Source organism: Actinomadura miaoliensis (assembly GCF_039536785.1).
Lineage (GTDB): Bacteria > Actinomycetota > Actinomycetes > Streptosporangiales > Streptosporangiaceae > Spirillospora > Spirillospora miaoliensis.
Genome location: NZ_BAAAZG010000006.1, coordinates 181,937 through 199,451 on the forward strand (window position 1 = coordinate 181,937; position 17,515 = coordinate 199,451).

A 17,515-nucleotide genomic window follows, 5' to 3' on the forward strand; every position below is an offset into this window, starting at 1 on the left:
GCCGCAATTGGCCGGGCGCTCCGGTGATACCCCCGCGAAACCGTGATTCCCATAGAACAGTGTCGAAGCAAGGTCCGTGCGAAGGAGAACGAAAATGCCCAAGAATGCCGGTGTCGTGATCGCCGCGGTGGCGGCCCTGCCGCTGTTCCTGGCGGCCTGCGGCGGCGGGGACGATTCCTCCGGAAGCGCCGCGCCGTCCAAGCCGGGCACGCAGGGCACCACGCCCGCCACGCCGGGCGGCCAGATGGTGACGCAGACCAACCAGCCGTCCGGGCCGCCGCAGAAGCCGGCCGGCAAGATCGACCGGGCGAAGGTGCTCGAGTACGCCAAGTGCATGCGCGCCAACGGCCTGAAGAACTTCCCCGACCCGGACGCGGCGGGCGCTCTTCAGATGAACGGCGACCTGGTCGACCCGGCCTCGCCGAAATTCCAGAAGGCGCAGCAGAAGTGCGGCAGCCTCATGCCCGGCGGCGGCGCCCCGACCTCGATCTCGACCCGCGGTCCGGAGAGCGGATCCTGACGGTCCGGCCGGGACGATACGGGCCCGAAACCATTACCCCGGTACCAATGTCTCAGGCAATCCCTCCAGAAGGAAATGAAATGAAGCAACGTCACGGCAGGTCCGCCGTCAAGGTGGCGGGCGGCCTGCTGCTCCTGCTGATGTTCACCGGGGCCTGTTCCGGCGACTCCGAGGGGCCCGGCGTCGCCAACGTGGGCACGCAGAGCAGCGCCTCCTCCGGAAACGGCGGCAAGGCGGGATCGGGCGACCCGGTCGCCTACGCCAAGTGCATGCGCTCGCACGGGCTGCCGAACTTCCCCGACCCCGACGCCAACGGCGCCATCCGCATCACCGGCGGACCGGGCAACGAGCTGAGCCCCGACTCCGCCCAGTTCAAGGCGGCGCAGCAGGCGTGCAAGGCCTACCAGCCCACGGCGGGCGCCGGCGCCCCGAAGACCGACCGCAACGCCGCCGTCGAGTACGCCAAGTGCATGCGCGAGCAGGGCGTCACCAAGTTCCCCGACCCCGACCCGCAGGGCGGGATCAAGCTCAACGCCAACGAGGTCGACCAGAACTCGCCGCAGTTCAAGAAGGCGGCGGACGCCTGCGCCAAGCACCAGCCGGGCGGGCCCGGCGCCAACAGGTCCACCACCGGGAACGGAAATGCGGGAGGATGACGTGAGCACCACGCAGCCCGTGCACAGCGCACCTTCCGGCGACTCCGAGCCCACCCCCGGGCGCACCGCCGGCCTGGCCGCCGACCCGGCCGGGCAGACCACCGAACCCCGGCTGAAGCCGCGTCGTCCGCGCCGCCGCCGGCGCCGCCGCATCGTGGCCGCCGGCGCCGCGGTCGCCGTCGTGGGGGCCGCGGGGATCGGCTACGCGGTCTCCACGTCCGGCTCGTCCGGCGAGAAGAACAAGAACTGGACCAACACCTCGCCGACCGCGCTGGCCGCGGTCACCCAGGGCCGCCTGTCGTCCCGCATCCCGGTCAGCGGCACGCTCGGCTACGCCGGCAGCTACAAGATCGTCAACAAGGCGAGCGGCACCTTCACCAAGCTGCCCAAGGTCGGCCAGACGATCAAGTCGGGCCAGGTCATGTACCGGGTGGACGGCAAGCCGGTCATCTTCCTCAAGGGCGGCACGCCGGTCTACCGTGACCTCAAGCGCGGCCTCAAGGGCGCCGACGTGCGGGCGCTCAACACCGCGCTGGTCGCCCTCGGCTACGCCGACCGCAGCGACCTCAACCCCAAGTCCACGTACTACGGCTGGGCAACCGAGGACGCCGTCGAGGAGCTCCAGGACAAGCTGGGGCTCGACGAGACCGGCGAGGTCGGCACCGACCTGGTCGTGTTCCTGCCCCGCGACCAGCTGCGGGTCACCGAGGTCAGCGCCACCAACGGCACCAAGGCCGGCAGCGACATGACCGTGTTCTCCGCCAGCTCCACCGACCGGCAGATCTCGGTCGACCTGGAGGCCAGCAACCAGGGCCAGGTCAAGCCCGGCGACAAGGTGACCATCACGCTGCCCAACCTCAAGACCACCCAGGGCGTCGTGACGGCCGTGGGCGCCGTCGCCAAGAAGTCCGACGAGGGCACGCTCACCGTCGGTGTCACGATCCGGCCGCTCGACAAGAAGGCGACCGGCACCCTCGACAAGGCACCGGTGCAGGTCTCCATCGTCACCGAGACCGAGAACAGCGTCCTGTCGGTGCCGGTGAACTCGCTGCTGGCCCTCGCGGGCGGCGGCTACGCCGTCGAGGTCGTCGGCACCGGCGGCGCGCGCACCCTGGTGCCCGTCACCCTGGGGATCTTCGACAACGAGGCGGGCAAGGTCGCGGTCACCGGCAACGGCCTGACCGCCGGGCAGAAAGTCGTGGTGCCCGCGTCATGACCGGTGACTTCGCGGCGCCGGGAACCGCCGTGGCGCTCCAGGAGGGCCGCGGCGGCCTCCCGGTCCTCCAACTGGACGAGGTGAGCAAGGTCTACCCGGGCGAGTCGCCGGTGCTCGCGCTCGACCAGGTCAGCTTCACCGTCCGGCAGGGCGAGCTGCTGGCGATCGTCGGGCCGTCCGGATCGGGCAAGTCGACCCTGCTGCACCTGATGGGCACCCTCGACCGTCCCACCACCGGCACGATCCGGCTGCTCGGCGAGGACGTGGCCGAGCTCAGCGACGGAGAGCTCGCCGGACTGCGGGCCACCACCATCGGGTTCGTGTTCCAGCAGTTCTTCCTCGCCGAGTACTCCTCGGTGCTGGAGAACGTCGCCGACGGGCTGCTCTACGCGGGCGTGCCGCGCGGCAAGCGGCGCGCCCTGGCCGCCGAGGCGCTGGAACGGGTCGGCCTGTCGCACCGCGCGTCGTTCAAGCCCGGCAAGCTGTCGGGCGGCGAGCGCCAGCGCGTGGCCATCGCCCGGGCCCTCGTCGGCCGCCCGGCGATCCTGCTGGCCGACGAGCCCACCGGCAACCTCGACAGCAACACCGGCAACGACATCTTCCAGCTGCTCAAGGACCTGCACGCCGAGGGCGCCACCATCGCGATCATCACGCACGACCGCGATCTGGCGAACCGGCTGCCGCGCCGCATCGAGGTCCTCGACGGCCACATCATCGCCGACACCACCGAGGAAGGGCGGCTGTCATGAGCGTCGCCGCGCCAATGCGGATGCAGCCCGCCGACCTCACCAGGACGGCCAGCGTCGGACTGCGCACCAGGAAGCTGCGCGCCGCGCTGTCGGCGCTCGGCATCGCGATCGGCGTGGCGTCGATCGTGGCCGTCCTGGGGCTGTCGGCGTCCTCCCAGGCGGGCCTGCTCGCGCAGATCGACCAGCTCGGCACCAACCTGCTGACCGTCACCAACGGCAAGGACCTGGCGGGCGAGGAGACCAAGCTGCCCAAGGAGGCGCCCGGGATGATCCGCCGGATCGGTCCCGTGCAGCAGGTGCAGTACACCGGCGTCATCGACGCCAAGGTGTACCGCAGCCCGCTGATCCCGAAGGTGAACACCAATGCGATCACGGTGGCCGCCACCAGCCTGGGCCTGCCGGACGCGGTCCGCACCTCGGTCGCCCAGGGCCGCTTCCTCAACGCGGCCACGGCCGAGCAGGCCGTCGCCGTGCTCGGCTCCACCGCCGCCAAGCGGCTCGGCATCGACCGCATCAACCAGGGGCAGCGGATCTCGGTGGGCGGCGAGTGGTTCTACATCGCCGGCATCCTGAAGTCCGCGACGCTGGCGCCGGAGGTCGACTCCTCGATCCTCATCGGGTTCCCCGCGGCGCAGCGGTTCCTCGGCTTCGACGGCCACCCGTCCACCATCTACGTCCGCTCCGCCACCGACCAGGTGGAGAACGTCCACGGGGTGCTGGCCGCCACGGCCAACCCGCAGAACCCGACCCAGGTCGAGGTCAGCCGCCCGTCGGCCGCGCTGGTCGCCAGGGCGGCGGCCAAGTCCGCGCTGAACGGGCTGTTCCTGGCCCTCGGCGCGGTGGGACTGCTGGTCGGCGGTGTCGGCGTCGCCAACACGATGATCATCTCGGTGCTGGAACGCCGCTCCGAGATCGGGCTGCGCCGGGCGCTCGGCGCCACCCGGGGCCATATCCGGACCCAGTTCCTGTCGGAGGCGATCCTGCTGACCATGCTCGGCGGTGTCATCGGCGTGGTCGCCGGGGCGGCGGCGGTCGCGGTCTACGCCGTCGTCCAGGACTGGGAGATCGTCATCCCGCCCCTGGCCTGGGGCGGCGGCCTGGGGGCGGCGGTGGCGATCGGGGCGGTGGCGGGCCTGCTGCCGGCGATCCGGGCGGCCCGGATGTCCCCGACGGAGGCGCTGCGCACGGTGTGACCACCCCGCTCCTGGACGCTTCCCGAGCATGCACCGCCCCGCGATACTGAGGCGGAAGTGCGCGGAGATCACGTCTCCGAAAGGGAGCGGAAATGAGATCAGTAAAAATGCGGCGGCCGTTCTTGGCGACGGCCGCCGCATTGGTCACGGGGGGCGTCACCGTCCTTTCGGGCCCGGCCGGCGCGCTGGCGGCCCCCGCCGACGTGCAGAGCCTGGACGGCAGCGGCAACAACATGAGACACCCCCGCTGGGGCGTCGCGGGCTCGAACTATTCGCGGCTGGCTCCCGCCCGGTACGGCGACGGCCTCAACGCGATGTGGAACGGGCCGAACAGCCGTTACGTCTCCAACCGGTTATTCAGCGACCAGGGCCGCGACGCCGACGGCAGGCTCAACTCCGTGAACATCTTCTCGGAGAACCAGGTCTCCCAATGGGGCTGGGTCTGGGGCCAGTTCATCGACCACACCATCGGCCTGGCCCTGGGACGGCAACAAGGCGACCCGCACGGCGAGAAGGCGAACATTCCCCTCAATCCCGAGGACCCACTGGAGAACATGAAGTTCCCCGCAGAGGTCCCGTTCACCCGCTCCGCGCCCGCCACCGGCACCGGTGTCACCTCACCGCGCCAGCAGGTCAACACGGCGAGCTCCTACATCGACGCGTTCAACGTGTACGGGGGGACCAAACAGCGGCTCGACTGGATGCGCGAGGGCACCGTCGACGGCGATCCCGCCAACAACGACGCGCGGCTGCTGCTGCCCGACGGCTTCCTGCCGCGCCGCGACGCCAGGGGCGACGCCGCGAACGCCCCGGCGATGGAACTGGGCGGCAGGCTCCTGTCCGACCCCGCGAGCGCCGTCGTGGCGGGCGACATGCGGGCCAACGAGAACATCCTGATCACCGCGGTGCAGACCCTCTTCGCGCGCGAGCACAACCGGATCGTGGGGCTGCTGCCGAAGTCGATGCCGGCCGAGCAGAAGTTCCAGATCGCCCGCCGCGTCGTCATCGCGGAGATGCAGTACATCACCTACAACGAGTTCCTCCCCGCCATGGGCGTCCGCCTGGCCCCCTACACCGGGTACGACCCGCGGATCGACGCCACCCTCAGCACCGAGTTCGCCACCGTCGGGTTCCGCGTGCACAGCATGATCCACGGTGACGTCGTCCTGGAGACCGACGCGAGCCGCTACAGCCAGGCCGACCTCGACGCGTTCCGCGACGAGGGGCTCATGCCGACGCCCAGCGCCGACGGCAAGAGGATCACGCTGACCGTCGTGCTCAACCGGGCGATGCACAACCCCGCGCTGATGAAGCGGCTCCAGCTCGGCCCGATGCTGCAGGGGATCGGCGGCAAGCCGCAGTACCGCAACGACGAGCTGGTCGAGGAGCTGGTCCGCAACGTGGTGTGCGCCGACCCGCCCACCTGCGTGTCCGACCTCGCCGCCACCGACCTGTCCCGGTCCCGCGACCACGGCATCCCCGGCTACAACCAGCTGCGCAAGGCCTACGGGCTGGCGCCGAAGACGTCGTTCAAGGCGATCACCGGCGAGTCCTCCGACGCGTTCCCCGCCGATCCGGAGCTCACCCCCGGCGACGAGATCAACGATCCCGACAGCATCGACTTCACCCGCCTGACCAACCTGTTCGGCACCGACCTGGACATGCGGGAGGAGGCGGCGCTGACCGACCCGGTCGCCTTCACCCGCCGCACCCCGCTGTCCGCCCGCATGAAGGCCGTCTACGGTTCGGTCGACAACGTCGAGGCGTACTCGGGCATGCTCGCCGAACCGCACGCCCCCGGACAGGAGCTCGGCGAGCTGGAGAAGGCGATCTGGACCAAGGAGTTCCAGCGGCTGCGCGACGGCGACCGGTTCTTCTACGGCAACCAGACCCGCACGCTGGCCGCCATCAAGAAGGCCTACGGCATCGACTTCCGCAAGAACCTCGGCGACCTCATCGCCGACAACACCGACCTGGAGCGGTCCGAGCTGCCCGGCAACGTCTTCTACGTCGGCGGCCAGATCCCGCCCGAACGCTGCCACGCCGCCTACCGGGTCACCGGGCAGGAGGGCACCGGCTCGGGCACCTTCACCGCCCGAGTGAAGATCACCAACACCGGGCGGCGCCCCATCGGCGAATGGGCGCTGCGCTTCCGCTACCTGAACGGGCAGAAGGTCACGGGGGCGCGGGGCGGCACCGCCGCGCAGAAGGGCACCGACGTCACCGTCACCGGCACCACCGGCACCGCGATCCCGCCCGGCCGCAGCCGGGAGGTCGGCATCACGGCCACCTGGAACGGCCGCAACCCGGCCCCGGACCGGTTCACCCTCAACACCACCACCTGCTCATGACGGCGTGACGCTGTGACGGCGTGACGCTGTGACGGCGTGACGGCGTGAACGGCGAGGCCCGGCCGCGGAGGTGATCCGCGGCCGGGCCTCGCCGCCGCAAGCGGCCGTCCCGGGTGCGCCTCAGATGCGGTAGCCGCGCCTGGCGACCGTCTCGATGATCGGCGGATCGCCGAGCTTGGCGCGCAGCCTGCTGATCGTCACCTTCACCGCGTGGGTGAACGGGTCGGCGGTCTCGTCCCACACCCGTTCCAGCAGCTCCTCGGCCGACACCGCCCGGCCCTTGGAGGCCAGCAGCAGCTCCAGCACCCCGAACTCCTTGGGCGTTAGGTCGAGCCGGCGGTCGCCCCGGCTGGCGTTGCGCCGCGCAGTGTCGACCACCAGGTCGCCGTGCCGCAGCACCGGCGGCACCACCGGATGGGCCCGGCGGGCCAGCGCCGTGATCCGCGCCACCAGCACCGGGAAATCGAACGGCTTGGGCAGGTAGTCGTCGGCGCCCAGGCCCAGCCCGTCCACCAGGTCGTCGGTGGACGACGCCGCAGTGAGCATGAGGATCCGGCCGCGGGTATCCGACGACACCAGCGCGCCGCACACCTCGTCGCCGTGGGTGCCGGGCAGGTCCCGGTCGAGGACGATGACGTCGTAGTCGTTGGTCAGCGCGCGTTCCAGGCCGTCGGTGCCGTCGAACGCGACGTCGACGGCCATCCGCATGCGACGCAACCCCGAGGCCACCGCGTTGGCCATCTCCTCGTCGTCCTCGACCACCAGAACGCGCATCCACGCCCCCAGAAACCGGTGTCCAACCTCACCCTTGCGACTCCTCAGAATGCCCCACGGCCGGTTTCGGCGCGGTATCCCCGCGCGCCACAGGCGCGTGTCCAACCGCCCGGGTCTCCCGGTTGGACGGCCGCCCGCGCACCCTTGTTGGGGGCGTCGGCGCCGTTTACGTTCGGACGTCCCGGACAGCCCACGCGTCGTGCGGCCCCGTCCCGCACCGGTCGTCTCAGAGAGGACAGGGAACATGCCAGCCGAGCACATCAAGCCGCTGCTGCGGAGCAAGCCGCGCAGATGGGGGTGGATCTACCGATGACGATCAGCCTGGAAGCCCCGCACGAGTTACCCGCGGTCCCGGCCGTCGCGCTGCCGGAGCTGACGCGGGTCGCGGGCGTGGGCACCGCGGTGTCGGGCGAGCCCGTCACCCAGCCCGAACTGCTCGACCTGCTCGACATCGCCGACCCCCGCATCCGTTCGGTGTTCCTCAACAGCGCGATCCACCGCCGCCACCTCAGCCTTCCCGAACCCGACGAGCACGGCAGGCGGGCCAGCGAACCCCAGGGCGACCTGCTGGACAAGCACAAGCGGCTGGCCGTGGAGATGGGCGCGAGGGCCCTGGAGGCCTGCCTGAAGGACGCCGGGGCGACCCTCGCCGACCTGCGGCACCTGTGCTGCGTCACCTCCACCGGGTTCCTCACCCCTGGCCTCAGCGCCCTCATCATCCGCGAACTGGGCATCGACCCCCACTGCAGCCGCTCCGACATCGTCGGCATGGGCTGCAACGCCGGGCTGAACGCGCTCAACCTCGTCGCCGGCTGGTCCGCCGCGCACCCCGGCGAACTGGCCGTCGTGCTGTGCACCGAGGCGTGCTCGGCGGCCTACGCGCTGGACGGCACGATGCGCACGGCCGTGGTCAACAGCCTCTTCGGCGACGGCGCCGCCGCCCTCGCCCTCGTCGCGGGCACCGCCGACGAGCCCGGCACCGCGCCCGCCGCCGTGCCGACGCGCCCGCGCGTGCTGAAGTTCTCCAGCTTCATCATCACCGACGCGATCGAGGCGATGCGCTACGACTGGGACCGGGACCAGGACCGGTTCAGCTTCTTCCTCGACCCGCAGATCCCCTACGTGGTCGGCGCGCACGCCGAGATCGCGGTGGGCCGCCTGCTCGCCGGGACGGGCCTGCGCCGCAGCGACATCGACCACTGGCTGGTGCACTCGGGCGGCAAGAAGGTCATCGACGCCGTCGTGGTCAACCTCGGGCTGAGCCGCCACGACGTCCGGCACACCATCAGCGTGCTGCGCGACTACGGGAACGTCTCCAGCGGATCGTTCCTGTTCTCCTACGAGCGCCTCCAGGAGGAGAACGTGGCGCGACCCGGCGAGTACGGCGTGCTCATGACCATGGGGCCCGGCTCCACCATCGAGACGGCGCTGGTCCAGTGGTGACGGCGATGGGCGACGAACTCGTGCTCCAGGTCGACGGCTCCCGGCCCGTCACGGCGGCGTCCGTCGACGCGGTCCAGGCGCTGTGCGACGCCGCCGAGGACCACACCGGCCCCGGCATCGTGACCCTGCACGTCTCGGGCGTCCCCGAGGGGGACTGGACCGCCGGCCTCGCCGTGGGCCTGGTCTCCAAGTGGGAACGCGCGGTGCGCCGGCTCGAACGGCTCGGCAGGCTGACGGTCGCGGTGGCGTCCGGGGACGTCGGCGGCACCGCCCTCGACGTCCTGCTGGCCGCCGACCTGCGGATCGCCGACCCCGGCACGCGGCTGCTGGTCGCGCGGGACGGCGAGGCGACCTGGCCCGGCATGGCCTTGTACCGGCTCGTCCAGCAGGCGGGCACGGCCCGCGTCCGCCGGGCGGCGCTGCTGGGCGCGCCGATCGGCGCGGGCGAGGCGCTGACGCTCGGCCTGATCGACGAACTGGCCGGCGACCCGCCGGCCGCCCTCGCCGAGATCGCCGACCAGGCGGCCGGGCTGTCCGGCGGCGAACTGGCGATCCGGCGGCAGTTGATGTTCGAGGCCGCCGCGATCGGCTTCGAGGACGCGCTCGGCGCGCACCTGGCCGCCTGCGACCGCGCCCTGCGCCGCGCGGCGCACTGACCGAACGGGCGGGCCCGGGGAGGCGCCCGCCGCACCGAACCGCCGAGAACGGCGCCGGGTCGCGAGTGCGCGCCCGGCGCCGTCCGGCGTCGAAAAAGCGCGGGTTTCCGGGCCGCCGTCATTACCGATATCCGAGCGGCCGGCCCGAGTTCCGGGCCGGCCGAGAACCGCCGGACACCGATGATTCTGGGTTGGACAACATCTCGTCCGTTCCTGGATCTGTGAGGATGGGCGTACACCGCTCGGCCGGCGTTCAAAAAGGGCGCCGACGCGCACCAACGGAGGTTTGGCGGTATGAAAATCGACTCGATCGACCACATCGAGTTATACGTCGAGGACGCCGAGGGAACCGCGGGACGCCTGTGCGATTCCTTCGGGTTCGCGGTGGCCGGACGCGGCGGCCCCGACACCGGCCTGCACGGCTGCCGGACGATCCTGCTGCGGCAGCGGGAGATCACCCTCCTGGTGACCGAGGCGCTCGACCCCGCGCACCGGGCGGCCGCGTACGTGCGGCGGCACGGCGACGGCGTGGCGGTGATCGGCCTGGCCGTCGACGACGCCCGCGCCGCCTTCGCCACGGCGCTGGAGCGGGGCGCCGAACCCGTCAGCCCCCCGGAGGAGTCCGGCCCGGAAGGCGCGCGGGTCACGTTCGCGTCGGTGACGGGCTTCGGCGACGTCGAGCACCGCTTCGCCTCCCGTGAGGCGTCCTACGCGCCGTTCGCCCCCGGCATCATCGACGAGACCGGCTACACCGGCGACGCGGCCACGCTGCTGCAGGCCGTCGACCACGTCGCCGTGTGCGTGCCCGCCGGCGAGCTGGCCGAGACCATCCGCCGCTACCAGCAGGTGTTCGGCTTCGACCAGATCTTCGAGGAGCGGATCGTGGTCGGCTCCCAGGCGATGGACTCCAAGGTCGTGCAGAGCTCGTCCGGCAACGTCACCTTCACCATCCTGGAGCCCGACACCACCCGCGCCCCGGGGCAGATCGACGAGTTCGTGCGCTCCCACGACGGCGCCGGGGTCCAGCACCTGGCGTTCCTCACCACCGACATCGCGGCCGCGGTGCGGACCTGCGCCGAGCGGGGCGTGCGCTTCCTGACCACGCCGGCCGCCTACTACGACGCCCTGCCCGGCCGTCTCGGCGGCGCCGACCTGCCCGTGGACACGCTGCGCGAGCTCAACGTGCTGGCGGACCGGGACCCCTTCGGCGAGATGCTGCAGATCTTCACCGAGTCGACGCACCCGCGCCGGACCCTGTTCTGGGAGCTGATCGAGCGGCGCGGCGCCCAGACCTTCGGCAGCAACAACATCAAGGCCCTCTACGAGGCCGTCGAGCGGCGCCAGGCCGTCGACCAGCCCGCCGGCCCCTGAATCGGCGCGGTGGCCGGGACGAGCGCGCTCCCGGTCCCGCCGGCAGCGGCTCGCCGCCGCCATCACCGGTCTCACCGGCCCCCGTCGGCGAGGGCGGCGGCGAGCGCCACGGGCCGGCGGCGGGCCCGGCCCCCCAAGGCCGGCATGGCCTCTCCGGGGTATTTCCCGCCGCGAATCCCCTCGGCCGTCAATGGCCGCCGATCAACGAATCGATCCTTTGATGGCGTCCGCCGCCACCGGCGTGCGGACGGGTAATGCATCCCGCCGCTTTTTCGCCCGCCGTTCTCATATGGGCTGGACGGCCGGCGCGGTGGGATACTGCTTCGGCAAAACGCCGGTGACGTGAATGCGGCCACGCCCGCGTGCCATTCATGTTTCCCGGCGACGTCGCACAGGAGATGCCGAGTGATTCGCAGCATGGCCGTCATCGGCACCGGCTTGATCGGTACCTCGGTCGCCCTCGCGGCGAGCCGCCGCGGGCTGACCGTGTACCTGGCGGACCGCGACGAGTCGGCGGCCGCGGCCGCGGCGGCACGGGGCGCGGGACGGGCCGAGCCCCCGCCCGGACCGGTCGACCTGGCGGTCCTGGCCGTACCGCCGAGCCAGGTCGGCCCCGTGCTCGCCGACCGGCAGGCGAAGGGCCTGGCGCTCAGCTACACCGATGTCGCCAGCGTGAAGTCCGAACCCGAACGCCAGGTCCTGGACCGCGCTCCCGAACCGTCGACGTTCGTGGGCGGCCATCCCCTCGCCGGAGGGGAACGCTCGGGGCCGCTGGCGGCTAGCGCCGACCTGTTCGCCGGCCGCGCCTGGGTGCTCACCCCGTCGCCGCTGACCTCCAAGCCCGCCCTGGAGCGGGGGCTCGAGCTGGTCGACCTGTGCGGCGCCGTACCGCTGGTGATGCCGAGCCGGGCCCACGACGAGGTCGTCGCTCTCACCTCCCACCTGCCGCACGTCGTCGCCAGCCTGCTGGCGGCGCGCCTGCTGGACGGCCCCGAGGAGACGCCGCTGCTGGCCGGCCGTGGGCTGGACGACGTCACCCGGATCGCGGGCGGGAGTTCGCTGCTGTGGAGCGACATCCTGCGGGCCAACGCGGCCCCGGTCGCCCGGATCCTCAACGACCTGCAGGCGGACATCACCGGCCTGCTGGCCGCGCTCGACGACCTGGCCCTGACGGGGGAGCGCAGCGGCGCGCAGAGCATGCGCACGGTCATGGACCTGCTGGACCGGGGCATCGCCGGCCGGGCCAGGATCCGCGCCGGCGAAGACGAGCCGCACGGCCCCGGGACGGCCGCCGCGCACAAGACGGCGCAGGGGCCGGCGCACAAGACGGCGCATGAGACCGCGCACGACGCCGCCGACGGCGTGCGGCGCGAGCCACAGCAGCAGGAGGTGATGCCATGACCGTGCGGGCCATCCGCGGCGCCACCCAGGTCGAGGCCGACACCCGGGACCACATCCTGGAGGCGACGACCGAACTCGTCGTCGAGGTGATGAAACGCAACGAACTGGAACCCGACGACGTCATCAGCGTGCTCTTCACCGCCACCCCGGACCTGAGCGCCGCGTTCCCCGCGCTCGCCGCGCGCCGGCTCGGCCTGGACGAGGTGCCGCTGCTGTGCGCCAGCGAGATCGACGTCCCCGGGGCGCTGCCGCGGGTGGTGCGGCTCATGGCGCACGCCCACACGGATCTGCCGGCCGCCGAGGTGGGGCACGTCTATCTGCGCGGAGCCGCCGTGTTGCGTCCCGACCTCGCGCGGTGACCCCGCCGCCGGCGCGCCGGGACGCACGCACACACCAGGAGGAGGCGGCATGGAGATGCCCGTGTTGACGCTGCAGGACTACCGGCGGCTGGCCCAGGAGCGGATGGAGCCCCCGGTCTGGGACTTCTTCGAGGGAGGCGCGGGCGAGGAGCACACCCTCGCGGCCAACGTGCGGGCGTTCGACCGGATACGGCTCCGTCCCACCGTGCTGCGGCCCGCCGTGAGCCCGGACACCACCTGCAAGATCCTCGGCCGTACGTGGGCGGCGCCGATCGGGATCACTCCGATGGCCTTCCACACCCTGGCCCACCCCGAGGGGGAACTGGCCACCGTCCGGGCCGCCGCCGCCCGGGGGATACCCGTCATCATCGGCACGTTCGCCGGGCGCACCTGCGAGGAGCTGGCGGCTGCCGCCGCCGGTGCGCCGCTGTGGCTCCAGGTGTACTGCTTCCGCGACCGTTCGGTGACCCGGCGGCTGGTCGAACGCGCCGAGCGCGCGGGCGTGGAGGCGCTGGTCCTCACGGTCGACGCCCCGCGGCTCGGGCGGCGCCTGCGCGACGTGCGCAACGACTTCCGGCTGCCGCCGGGCATCGTCCCGGCCAATCTCGACGGCGGCGGGTTCTCCTCGCCCGCCGCGCACGCCCGCGCCGAGCTCGACCCGTCGCTGGACTGGTCCGCGGTGTCGTGGCTGCGCTCGGTCAGCTCGCTGCCGATCCTGGTGAAGGGCATCCTGACGGCGTCGGACGCGCTGCGGGCGGTGGAGTCCGGCGTGGACGGCATCGTTGTCTCCAACCACGGCGGCCGCCAGCTCGACGGTGTTCCCGCGACGCTGGAGGCGCTGCCCGAGATCACGGCGGCGGTGCGGGGCGCCTGCCCCGTCCTCATCGACGGCGGCGTCCGCCGCGGCCGCGACGTGCTGGCCTGTCTCGCCCTCGGCGCCGACGCGGCGCTGGTCGGCCGCCCCGTCCTGCACGGCCTGGCGGCCGACGGCGAGGACGGTGTCGGCGGGGTCCTCGACATCCTCGTCGAGGAACTCCAGGACGCCATGACCCTTACCGGCACCCGCTCGCTGGCCGACATCCTGCCCGACCTGGTGCAGACCCGCGCGCCGTGGTGACCCGCGGCCGGACGCGGGGTCGAGGCGGGGGAGGGCGCCGGGGCCGAGCCCCCGGCACCGGCGCCGTGCCAGGGGAAGGCGCGGCGGGGGCGCCCGCGCTCAACCACGTGCGCCGCCGGTCAGGTCCACCAGGAGATCGTTGAGACGGGTGACGAATGGGTCGTCGACGCGTGCGCCGAAGGTGAGGACGGCCTGGGTGAACAGGACGTGGGCCCAGTCGGCCAGGCGCGGGTCGTCCTGCTCGCGGTTGAGCCGCTCGACCAGCGGATGCCGCGGGTTGATCTCCAGCACCGGCTGGTCCGGCAGCCCCGAGCCGGATGGCCGGCCGGCGGCGTTCCCCGCGACGGTGTTCCCGGAAATCAGTCAGCCGGGCGGCGCCAGCCAGTGATCGCGGAAAGAATTCTAGATTTGCGGGTTTTACGGGTCAACGGAGCCGCGGAGGCCCCCGTCCGCGCGCGTTCCGAGACGCAGAGTTCGGCGCTCGTATAAGGGGACGGTTAACGTCGGCGGTCACCTCGCGGGAACCTCTCGCCGGACACCCTGAACGCGTGAACGAGATCTGGCTCGCCGTGGCGGCCCGCGAATGCGAGGGCGTCCGCGCCTACGGAAGCGGAAGGGGGACGGGCAGCCGCGCCGCTCATCGGTGCGCCGCGCCCTTGACCGCCAATGAATGAACATGAGGAATCGGTTGTACGGCTCGAATCGGTGCGCAAGGTCTACGGCGACGTGGCCGCGCTGGACGGGGTGTCCCTGCGAATCCGGCCGGGCGAGGCCGTCGCCGTGATGGGCCCCTCGGGCAGTGGGAAGTCCACGCTGCTCAACATGGTGGCCGGCCTGGACCGGCCGACCTCCGGCTCGGTGGTGGTGAACGGCGAGGACCTCGGCCGGATGGGCGAGTCGGCGCTGGCGCGGTTCCGGCGCCGCCACATCGGGATGGTCTTCCAGTTCTTCAACCTGCTCGACGACCTGCCGGCGCTGGACAACGTGGCGCTGGCCGGCCGGCTGGTCGGCGTCCCGGCGCGCCGGGCGCGGGCCCGGGCGCTGGAACTGCTGGACGAGCTCGGCATCGCCGGCCGCCGCGACGCCTACCCGGCGGTGCTGAGCGGCGGCGAGCGGCAGCGGGTCGGGGTGGCCCGCGCGCTGATGAACCGGCCGGCGCTGCTGCTGGCCGACGAGCCGACCGGGGCCGTCGACAGCGCGACCGGCGAGCAGGTCGGCGACCTGCTGCTCGACCTCAACCGCAGGGGCCAGACGCTGCTGCTGGTGACCCACGACCAGCGGCTGGCCACCCGGTGCGCGACCCGGCTGGTCGACTTCATGGACGGCCGGATCGTCCGGGAGACCGAACCGGAGAGGCGCGAGCCGTGGACCGTTCGCTGAGCGCCGTCCGGGCGGCGTCGCGGGCGGGGGTGCGGCGGCGCATCACGCAGACGGCCGGCATCGGCGTCGTCGTCGCGCTGTCCACGGCGACCCTCGTGTTCGGGTTCGGCCTGCTGGCCGCCTCGAACTCCCTGTTCGACGACGCCTTCCAACAGGCGCGCGGGGCGCACGCGACCGCCACCTTCGACATCGCCAGGGTGACCGCCCACCAGGCCGCCGCGACCGCGCGAGCGAACGGCGTCACCGCCGCCACGGGCCCGTTCCGGACGGCCACACTCCGGCAGGCGCGGTCGGCCGACGGCATGCCGGTCAGGCACGACGGCCTCGTCGTGGCCGGACGGGCCGACCCCGGCGGCCCGGTCGACAGGCTCACCGTCACGTCGGGACGGTGGGCCCGCGCGCCCGGTGAGATCGTGCTGCGCGGCGGGGCGGCCGGCCCCTTCAGGCTGGGCGCCACCGTGACCGCACCGGGACTCCCTTCGCTCACCGTCGTGGGCTTCGCCACGTCGGTGACGGGCGGGGCCGACGGCTGGGTGACGCCCGGCCAGATCGGCGCGCTCAAGCCGGACGGCCTGCTGATGCTGTACCGGTTCGCCCACGCGGCCGACTCGCCCCAGGTGCAGCGGAGCCTCGCCACGGCGACCGGCGGGCTGCCGACGCTCGGCAACGAGTCCTACGTGACCGCCAGGCAGTCGTTCCAGGAGAAGTTCAAGCAGCTGATCCCGTTCGTCACGGTCTTCGGGCTGCTCGCCATGACCGTGTCGGTGTTCATCATCGGCAACGTGGTCGGCGGCGCGGTCGTCTCCGGCTACCGGAACATCGGCGTGATGAAGGCGCTCGGCTACACCCCGGCGCAGGTGACCGCCGTGTACGTGCTGATGGCCGCGTTCCCCGCGCTGCTCGGGTGCGCGGCGGGCATGCTGGCCGGGCACCTGCTCGCCACGGGCACGGCGGAGAACCTGGCGCGCAGCTTCGAACTGCCGTCGGCCGGCGGATCCCTCCTCCTGCTGGACGCGGCGGCGGGCGTCTGCGTCATGACCGTGGTGGTGCTGGCCGCCCTGGTCCCGGCGCTGCGGGCCGGGCGGTTGCCGGCGGTGCAGGCGATCAGCGCCGGGATCGTCTCGCGCGGGGGCCGCGGCCGGCGCGCGCAGCGGTGGCTGGTCCGCACCCGGCTGCCCGTCCCGGTCGGGCTGGGGCTGGGCCTGCCCGTCGCCCGGCCCGCCAGGACGGCGCTCACGCTGGCCGGGCTCTGCCTGGGCGTGACGGCGGTGACCATGGGATTCGGCCTGCACCAGACGGTGTCCAAGATCGCCACGGCGGACCCTGAGGGGCGCACCTCCGTCAGCGTGGGCGTCCCGCCGCCCGACCGGGGCCGGACGGGCTTGTCCGAGCAGGGTGTGTTCGCGCTGCTGCGGTCCCAGCCGGGCACCGCGCACGCGATGTCGCACGGCCCGGTGTCCGTGCGGATCCCCGGCATCCCCTCCACGGTGACGGCCGAGACCTACAGCGGGGACTACCGCCCGTTCCTCGGCGACAACCTCATCCGCGGCCGCTGGTTCGCGGGACGGGGCGAGGTGGTGCCGACCGAAGGGTTCCTCCGGCTCCACGACCTGGACGTGGGCGACACCCTCACCCTGCGGGCGGACGGGGCGCCGGACGCCACGGTCCGGATCGTCGGCTCGTTCGCGCATGCGGACACCGACCGGCTGATGCTCGACGCCGCGAGCCTGCCCGGCGCCGGCGTGGGCCCGCGGAACCGGCCGGTCTCGGTGATCGTGACACCGGGGACCGACCCGGCCGACTACGCCGCCCGCCTCACCAGGGCTGCGCCGGGCGAGCTGTTCGCCGAGGTCACCGAGCCCGACCTGGCGGGCAACGCCGTGTTCAACGGCCTGTTCCTGCTGTTCTCGCTGATCATCTGTGCGGCGGCGGGCCTCGGGGTGCTCAACAGCGTGGTGCTCGGCGCCCGGGAGCGCAGCCGCGACCTGGGCGTGCTCAAGGCCATCGGAACGGCCCCACGGCAGGTCGTCCTGATGATGGTGGCGTCGATGGCCGCCCTGGGCGTCGTCGGCGGCGCGGTCGGGGTACCGCTCGGCGTCCTGGCCCACCACGGCGTCGTGGAGCTCACCGGCGACCTGCTCGGCAGCGGGATGGCCGCGTCGTGGATCCACGTCTACACCTGGTCGCTGCTGGCGCCGCTCGGGTGCGCCGGACTGGTGATCGCGGTGCTGGGCGCCTGGCCGCCCGCAGGCTGGGCCGCCGCCACCCGTACCGCGTCCGTGCTGCGCAGCGAATGACCGAGGAACCCCTCCGGCGGGGGGGGGGGCGG

Annotated in this window: 16 protein-coding genes; 14 read left to right on the forward strand and 2 right to left on the reverse strand. The window is 72.7% G+C overall.

The genetic code is table 11. The features are described 5' to 3' along the window. Window positions 1-94 precede the first annotated feature (94 nt). The 6 genes from ABD811_RS08070 to ABD811_RS08095 all read left to right on the forward strand — a co-directional run bounded on the left by ABD811_RS08070 (window position 95) and on the right by ABD811_RS08095 (window position 6,685). Complete coding sequence (locus ABD811_RS08070; protein ID WP_344943186.1) at window positions 95-520, forward strand: hypothetical protein; 426 nt, start codon at window positions 95-97, stop codon at window positions 518-520. 80 nt (window positions 521-600) lie between these two features. Continuing rightward, the gene (locus tag ABD811_RS08075) at window positions 601-1,176 is read left to right on the forward strand and encodes a hypothetical protein (RefSeq protein ID WP_344943189.1); all 576 of its coding nucleotides are present in this window, start codon (window positions 601-603) and stop codon (window positions 1,174-1,176) included. A 1-nt stretch (window position 1,177) separates the two neighbouring features. Continuing rightward, the gene (locus ABD811_RS08080) at window positions 1,178-2,392 is read left to right on the forward strand and encodes an efflux RND transporter periplasmic adaptor subunit (RefSeq protein WP_344943192.1); all 1,215 of its coding nucleotides are present in this window, start codon (window positions 1,178-1,180) and stop codon (window positions 2,390-2,392) included. Then, the gene (locus tag ABD811_RS08085; protein ID WP_344943195.1) at window positions 2,389-3,141 is read left to right on the forward strand and encodes an ABC transporter ATP-binding protein; all 753 of its coding nucleotides are present in this window, start codon (window positions 2,389-2,391) and stop codon (window positions 3,139-3,141) included. Before ABD811_RS08080 ends, ABD811_RS08085 begins: the two co-directional genes overlap by 4 nt. Continuing rightward, window positions 3,138-4,334: an ABC transporter permease gene (locus ABD811_RS08090; RefSeq protein ID WP_344943198.1), complete on the forward strand. Its 1,197-nt coding sequence runs from the start codon at window positions 3,138-3,140 to the stop codon at window positions 4,332-4,334. The genes ABD811_RS08085 and ABD811_RS08090 overlap by 4 nt, the downstream gene beginning before the upstream one ends. Before the next feature lie 92 nt (window positions 4,335-4,426). After that, on the forward strand, window positions 4,427-6,685 hold the full coding sequence (locus tag ABD811_RS08095; protein ID WP_344943201.1) for a peroxidase family protein: 2,259 nt from the start codon (window positions 4,427-4,429) through the stop codon (window positions 6,683-6,685). 120 nt (window positions 6,686-6,805) lie between these two features. On the opposite strand, the gene ABD811_RS08100 is transcribed toward ABD811_RS08095, so the two are convergent. Further along, window positions 6,806-7,459: a response regulator transcription factor gene (locus ABD811_RS08100; protein ID WP_344943204.1), complete on the reverse strand. Its 654-nt coding sequence runs from the start codon at window positions 7,457-7,459 to the stop codon at window positions 6,806-6,808. 309 nt (window positions 7,460-7,768) lie between these two features. Here ABD811_RS08100 and dpgA point away from each other — a divergent pair, with 309 nt between their 5' ends. From dpgA to ABD811_RS08130, 6 genes are all read left to right on the forward strand, one after another. After that, window positions 7,769-8,902, forward strand: coding sequence for a 3,5-dihydroxyphenylacetyl-CoA synthase DpgA (gene dpgA / locus ABD811_RS08105; RefSeq protein WP_344943207.1), 1,134 nt, complete (start codon window positions 7,769-7,771; stop codon window positions 8,900-8,902). A 5-nt stretch (window positions 8,903-8,907) separates the two neighbouring features. Then, on the forward strand, window positions 8,908-9,558 hold the full coding sequence (gene dpgB / locus ABD811_RS08110; protein WP_344943210.1) for an enoyl-CoA-hydratase DpgB: 651 nt from the start codon (window positions 8,908-8,910) through the stop codon (window positions 9,556-9,558). 294 nt (window positions 9,559-9,852) lie between these two features. Continuing rightward, on the forward strand, window positions 9,853-10,929 hold the full coding sequence (hppD, locus tag ABD811_RS08115) for a 4-hydroxyphenylpyruvate dioxygenase (RefSeq protein ID WP_344943213.1): 1,077 nt from the start codon (window positions 9,853-9,855) through the stop codon (window positions 10,927-10,929). A 405-nt stretch (window positions 10,930-11,334) separates the two neighbouring features. After that, a complete protein-coding gene (locus tag ABD811_RS08120) occupies window positions 11,335-12,330 on the forward strand; it encodes a prephenate dehydrogenase (RefSeq protein ID WP_344943216.1) in 996 nt (331 codons plus the stop codon). Further along, on the forward strand, window positions 12,327-12,689 hold the full coding sequence (gene aroH, locus ABD811_RS08125; RefSeq protein ID WP_344943220.1) for a chorismate mutase: 363 nt from the start codon (window positions 12,327-12,329) through the stop codon (window positions 12,687-12,689). Before ABD811_RS08120 ends, aroH begins: the two co-directional genes overlap by 4 nt. 49 nt (window positions 12,690-12,738) lie before the next feature. After that, a complete protein-coding gene (locus tag ABD811_RS08130) occupies window positions 12,739-13,806 on the forward strand; it encodes an alpha-hydroxy acid oxidase (protein WP_344943222.1) in 1,068 nt (355 codons plus the stop codon). Window positions 13,807-13,905: 99 nt separating this feature from the next. Here the strand turns inward: ABD811_RS08130 and ABD811_RS08135 are convergent, their stop codons facing one another. Further along, on the reverse strand, window positions 13,906-14,097 hold the full coding sequence (locus tag ABD811_RS08135; protein WP_344943225.1) for a hypothetical protein: 192 nt from the start codon (window positions 14,095-14,097) through the stop codon (window positions 13,906-13,908). A gap of 414 nt (window positions 14,098-14,511) precedes the next feature. Between ABD811_RS08135 and ABD811_RS08140 the strand changes: the two genes are divergently transcribed. Continuing rightward, on the forward strand, window positions 14,512-15,186 hold the full coding sequence (locus ABD811_RS08140; RefSeq protein WP_344943228.1) for an ABC transporter ATP-binding protein: 675 nt from the start codon (window positions 14,512-14,514) through the stop codon (window positions 15,184-15,186). Next, window positions 15,171-17,483 carry an FtsX-like permease family protein gene (locus ABD811_RS08145; protein ID WP_344943231.1) on the forward strand — a complete coding sequence of 771 codons (2,313 nt, stop codon included), beginning with the start codon at window positions 15,171-15,173 and terminating at the stop codon, window positions 17,481-17,483. The genes ABD811_RS08140 and ABD811_RS08145 overlap by 16 nt, the downstream gene beginning before the upstream one ends. The last annotated feature ends 32 nt before the right edge of the window (window positions 17,484-17,515 follow it).

Coding starts and splice junctions, on each gene's coding strand:
- ABD811_RS08070 (WP_344943186.1), top strand. CDS start 95: ATGCCCAAGAATGCCGGTGTCGTGATCGCCGCGGTGGCGGCCCTGCCG.
- ABD811_RS08075 (WP_344943189.1), top strand. CDS start 601: ATGAAGCAACGTCACGGCAGGTCCGCCGTCAAGGTGGCGGGCGGCCTG.
- ABD811_RS08085 (WP_344943195.1), top strand. CDS start 2,389: ATGACCGGTGACTTCGCGGCGCCGGGAACCGCCGTGGCGCTCCAGGAG.
- ABD811_RS08090 (WP_344943198.1), top strand. CDS start 3,138: ATGAGCGTCGCCGCGCCAATGCGGATGCAGCCCGCCGACCTCACCAGG.
- ABD811_RS08095 (WP_344943201.1), top strand. CDS start 4,427: ATGAGATCAGTAAAAATGCGGCGGCCGTTCTTGGCGACGGCCGCCGCA.
- ABD811_RS08100 (WP_344943204.1), bottom strand. CDS start 7,459: ATGCGCGTTCTGGTGGTCGAGGACGACGAGGAGATGGCCAACGCGGTG.
- dpgA (WP_344943207.1), top strand. CDS start 7,769: ATGACGATCAGCCTGGAAGCCCCGCACGAGTTACCCGCGGTCCCGGCC.
- dpgB (WP_344943210.1), top strand. CDS start 8,908: ATGGGCGACGAACTCGTGCTCCAGGTCGACGGCTCCCGGCCCGTCACG.
- hppD (WP_344943213.1), top strand. CDS start 9,853: ATGAAAATCGACTCGATCGACCACATCGAGTTATACGTCGAGGACGCC.
- aroH (WP_344943220.1), top strand. CDS start 12,327: ATGACCGTGCGGGCCATCCGCGGCGCCACCCAGGTCGAGGCCGACACC.
- ABD811_RS08130 (WP_344943222.1), top strand. CDS start 12,739: ATGGAGATGCCCGTGTTGACGCTGCAGGACTACCGGCGGCTGGCCCAG.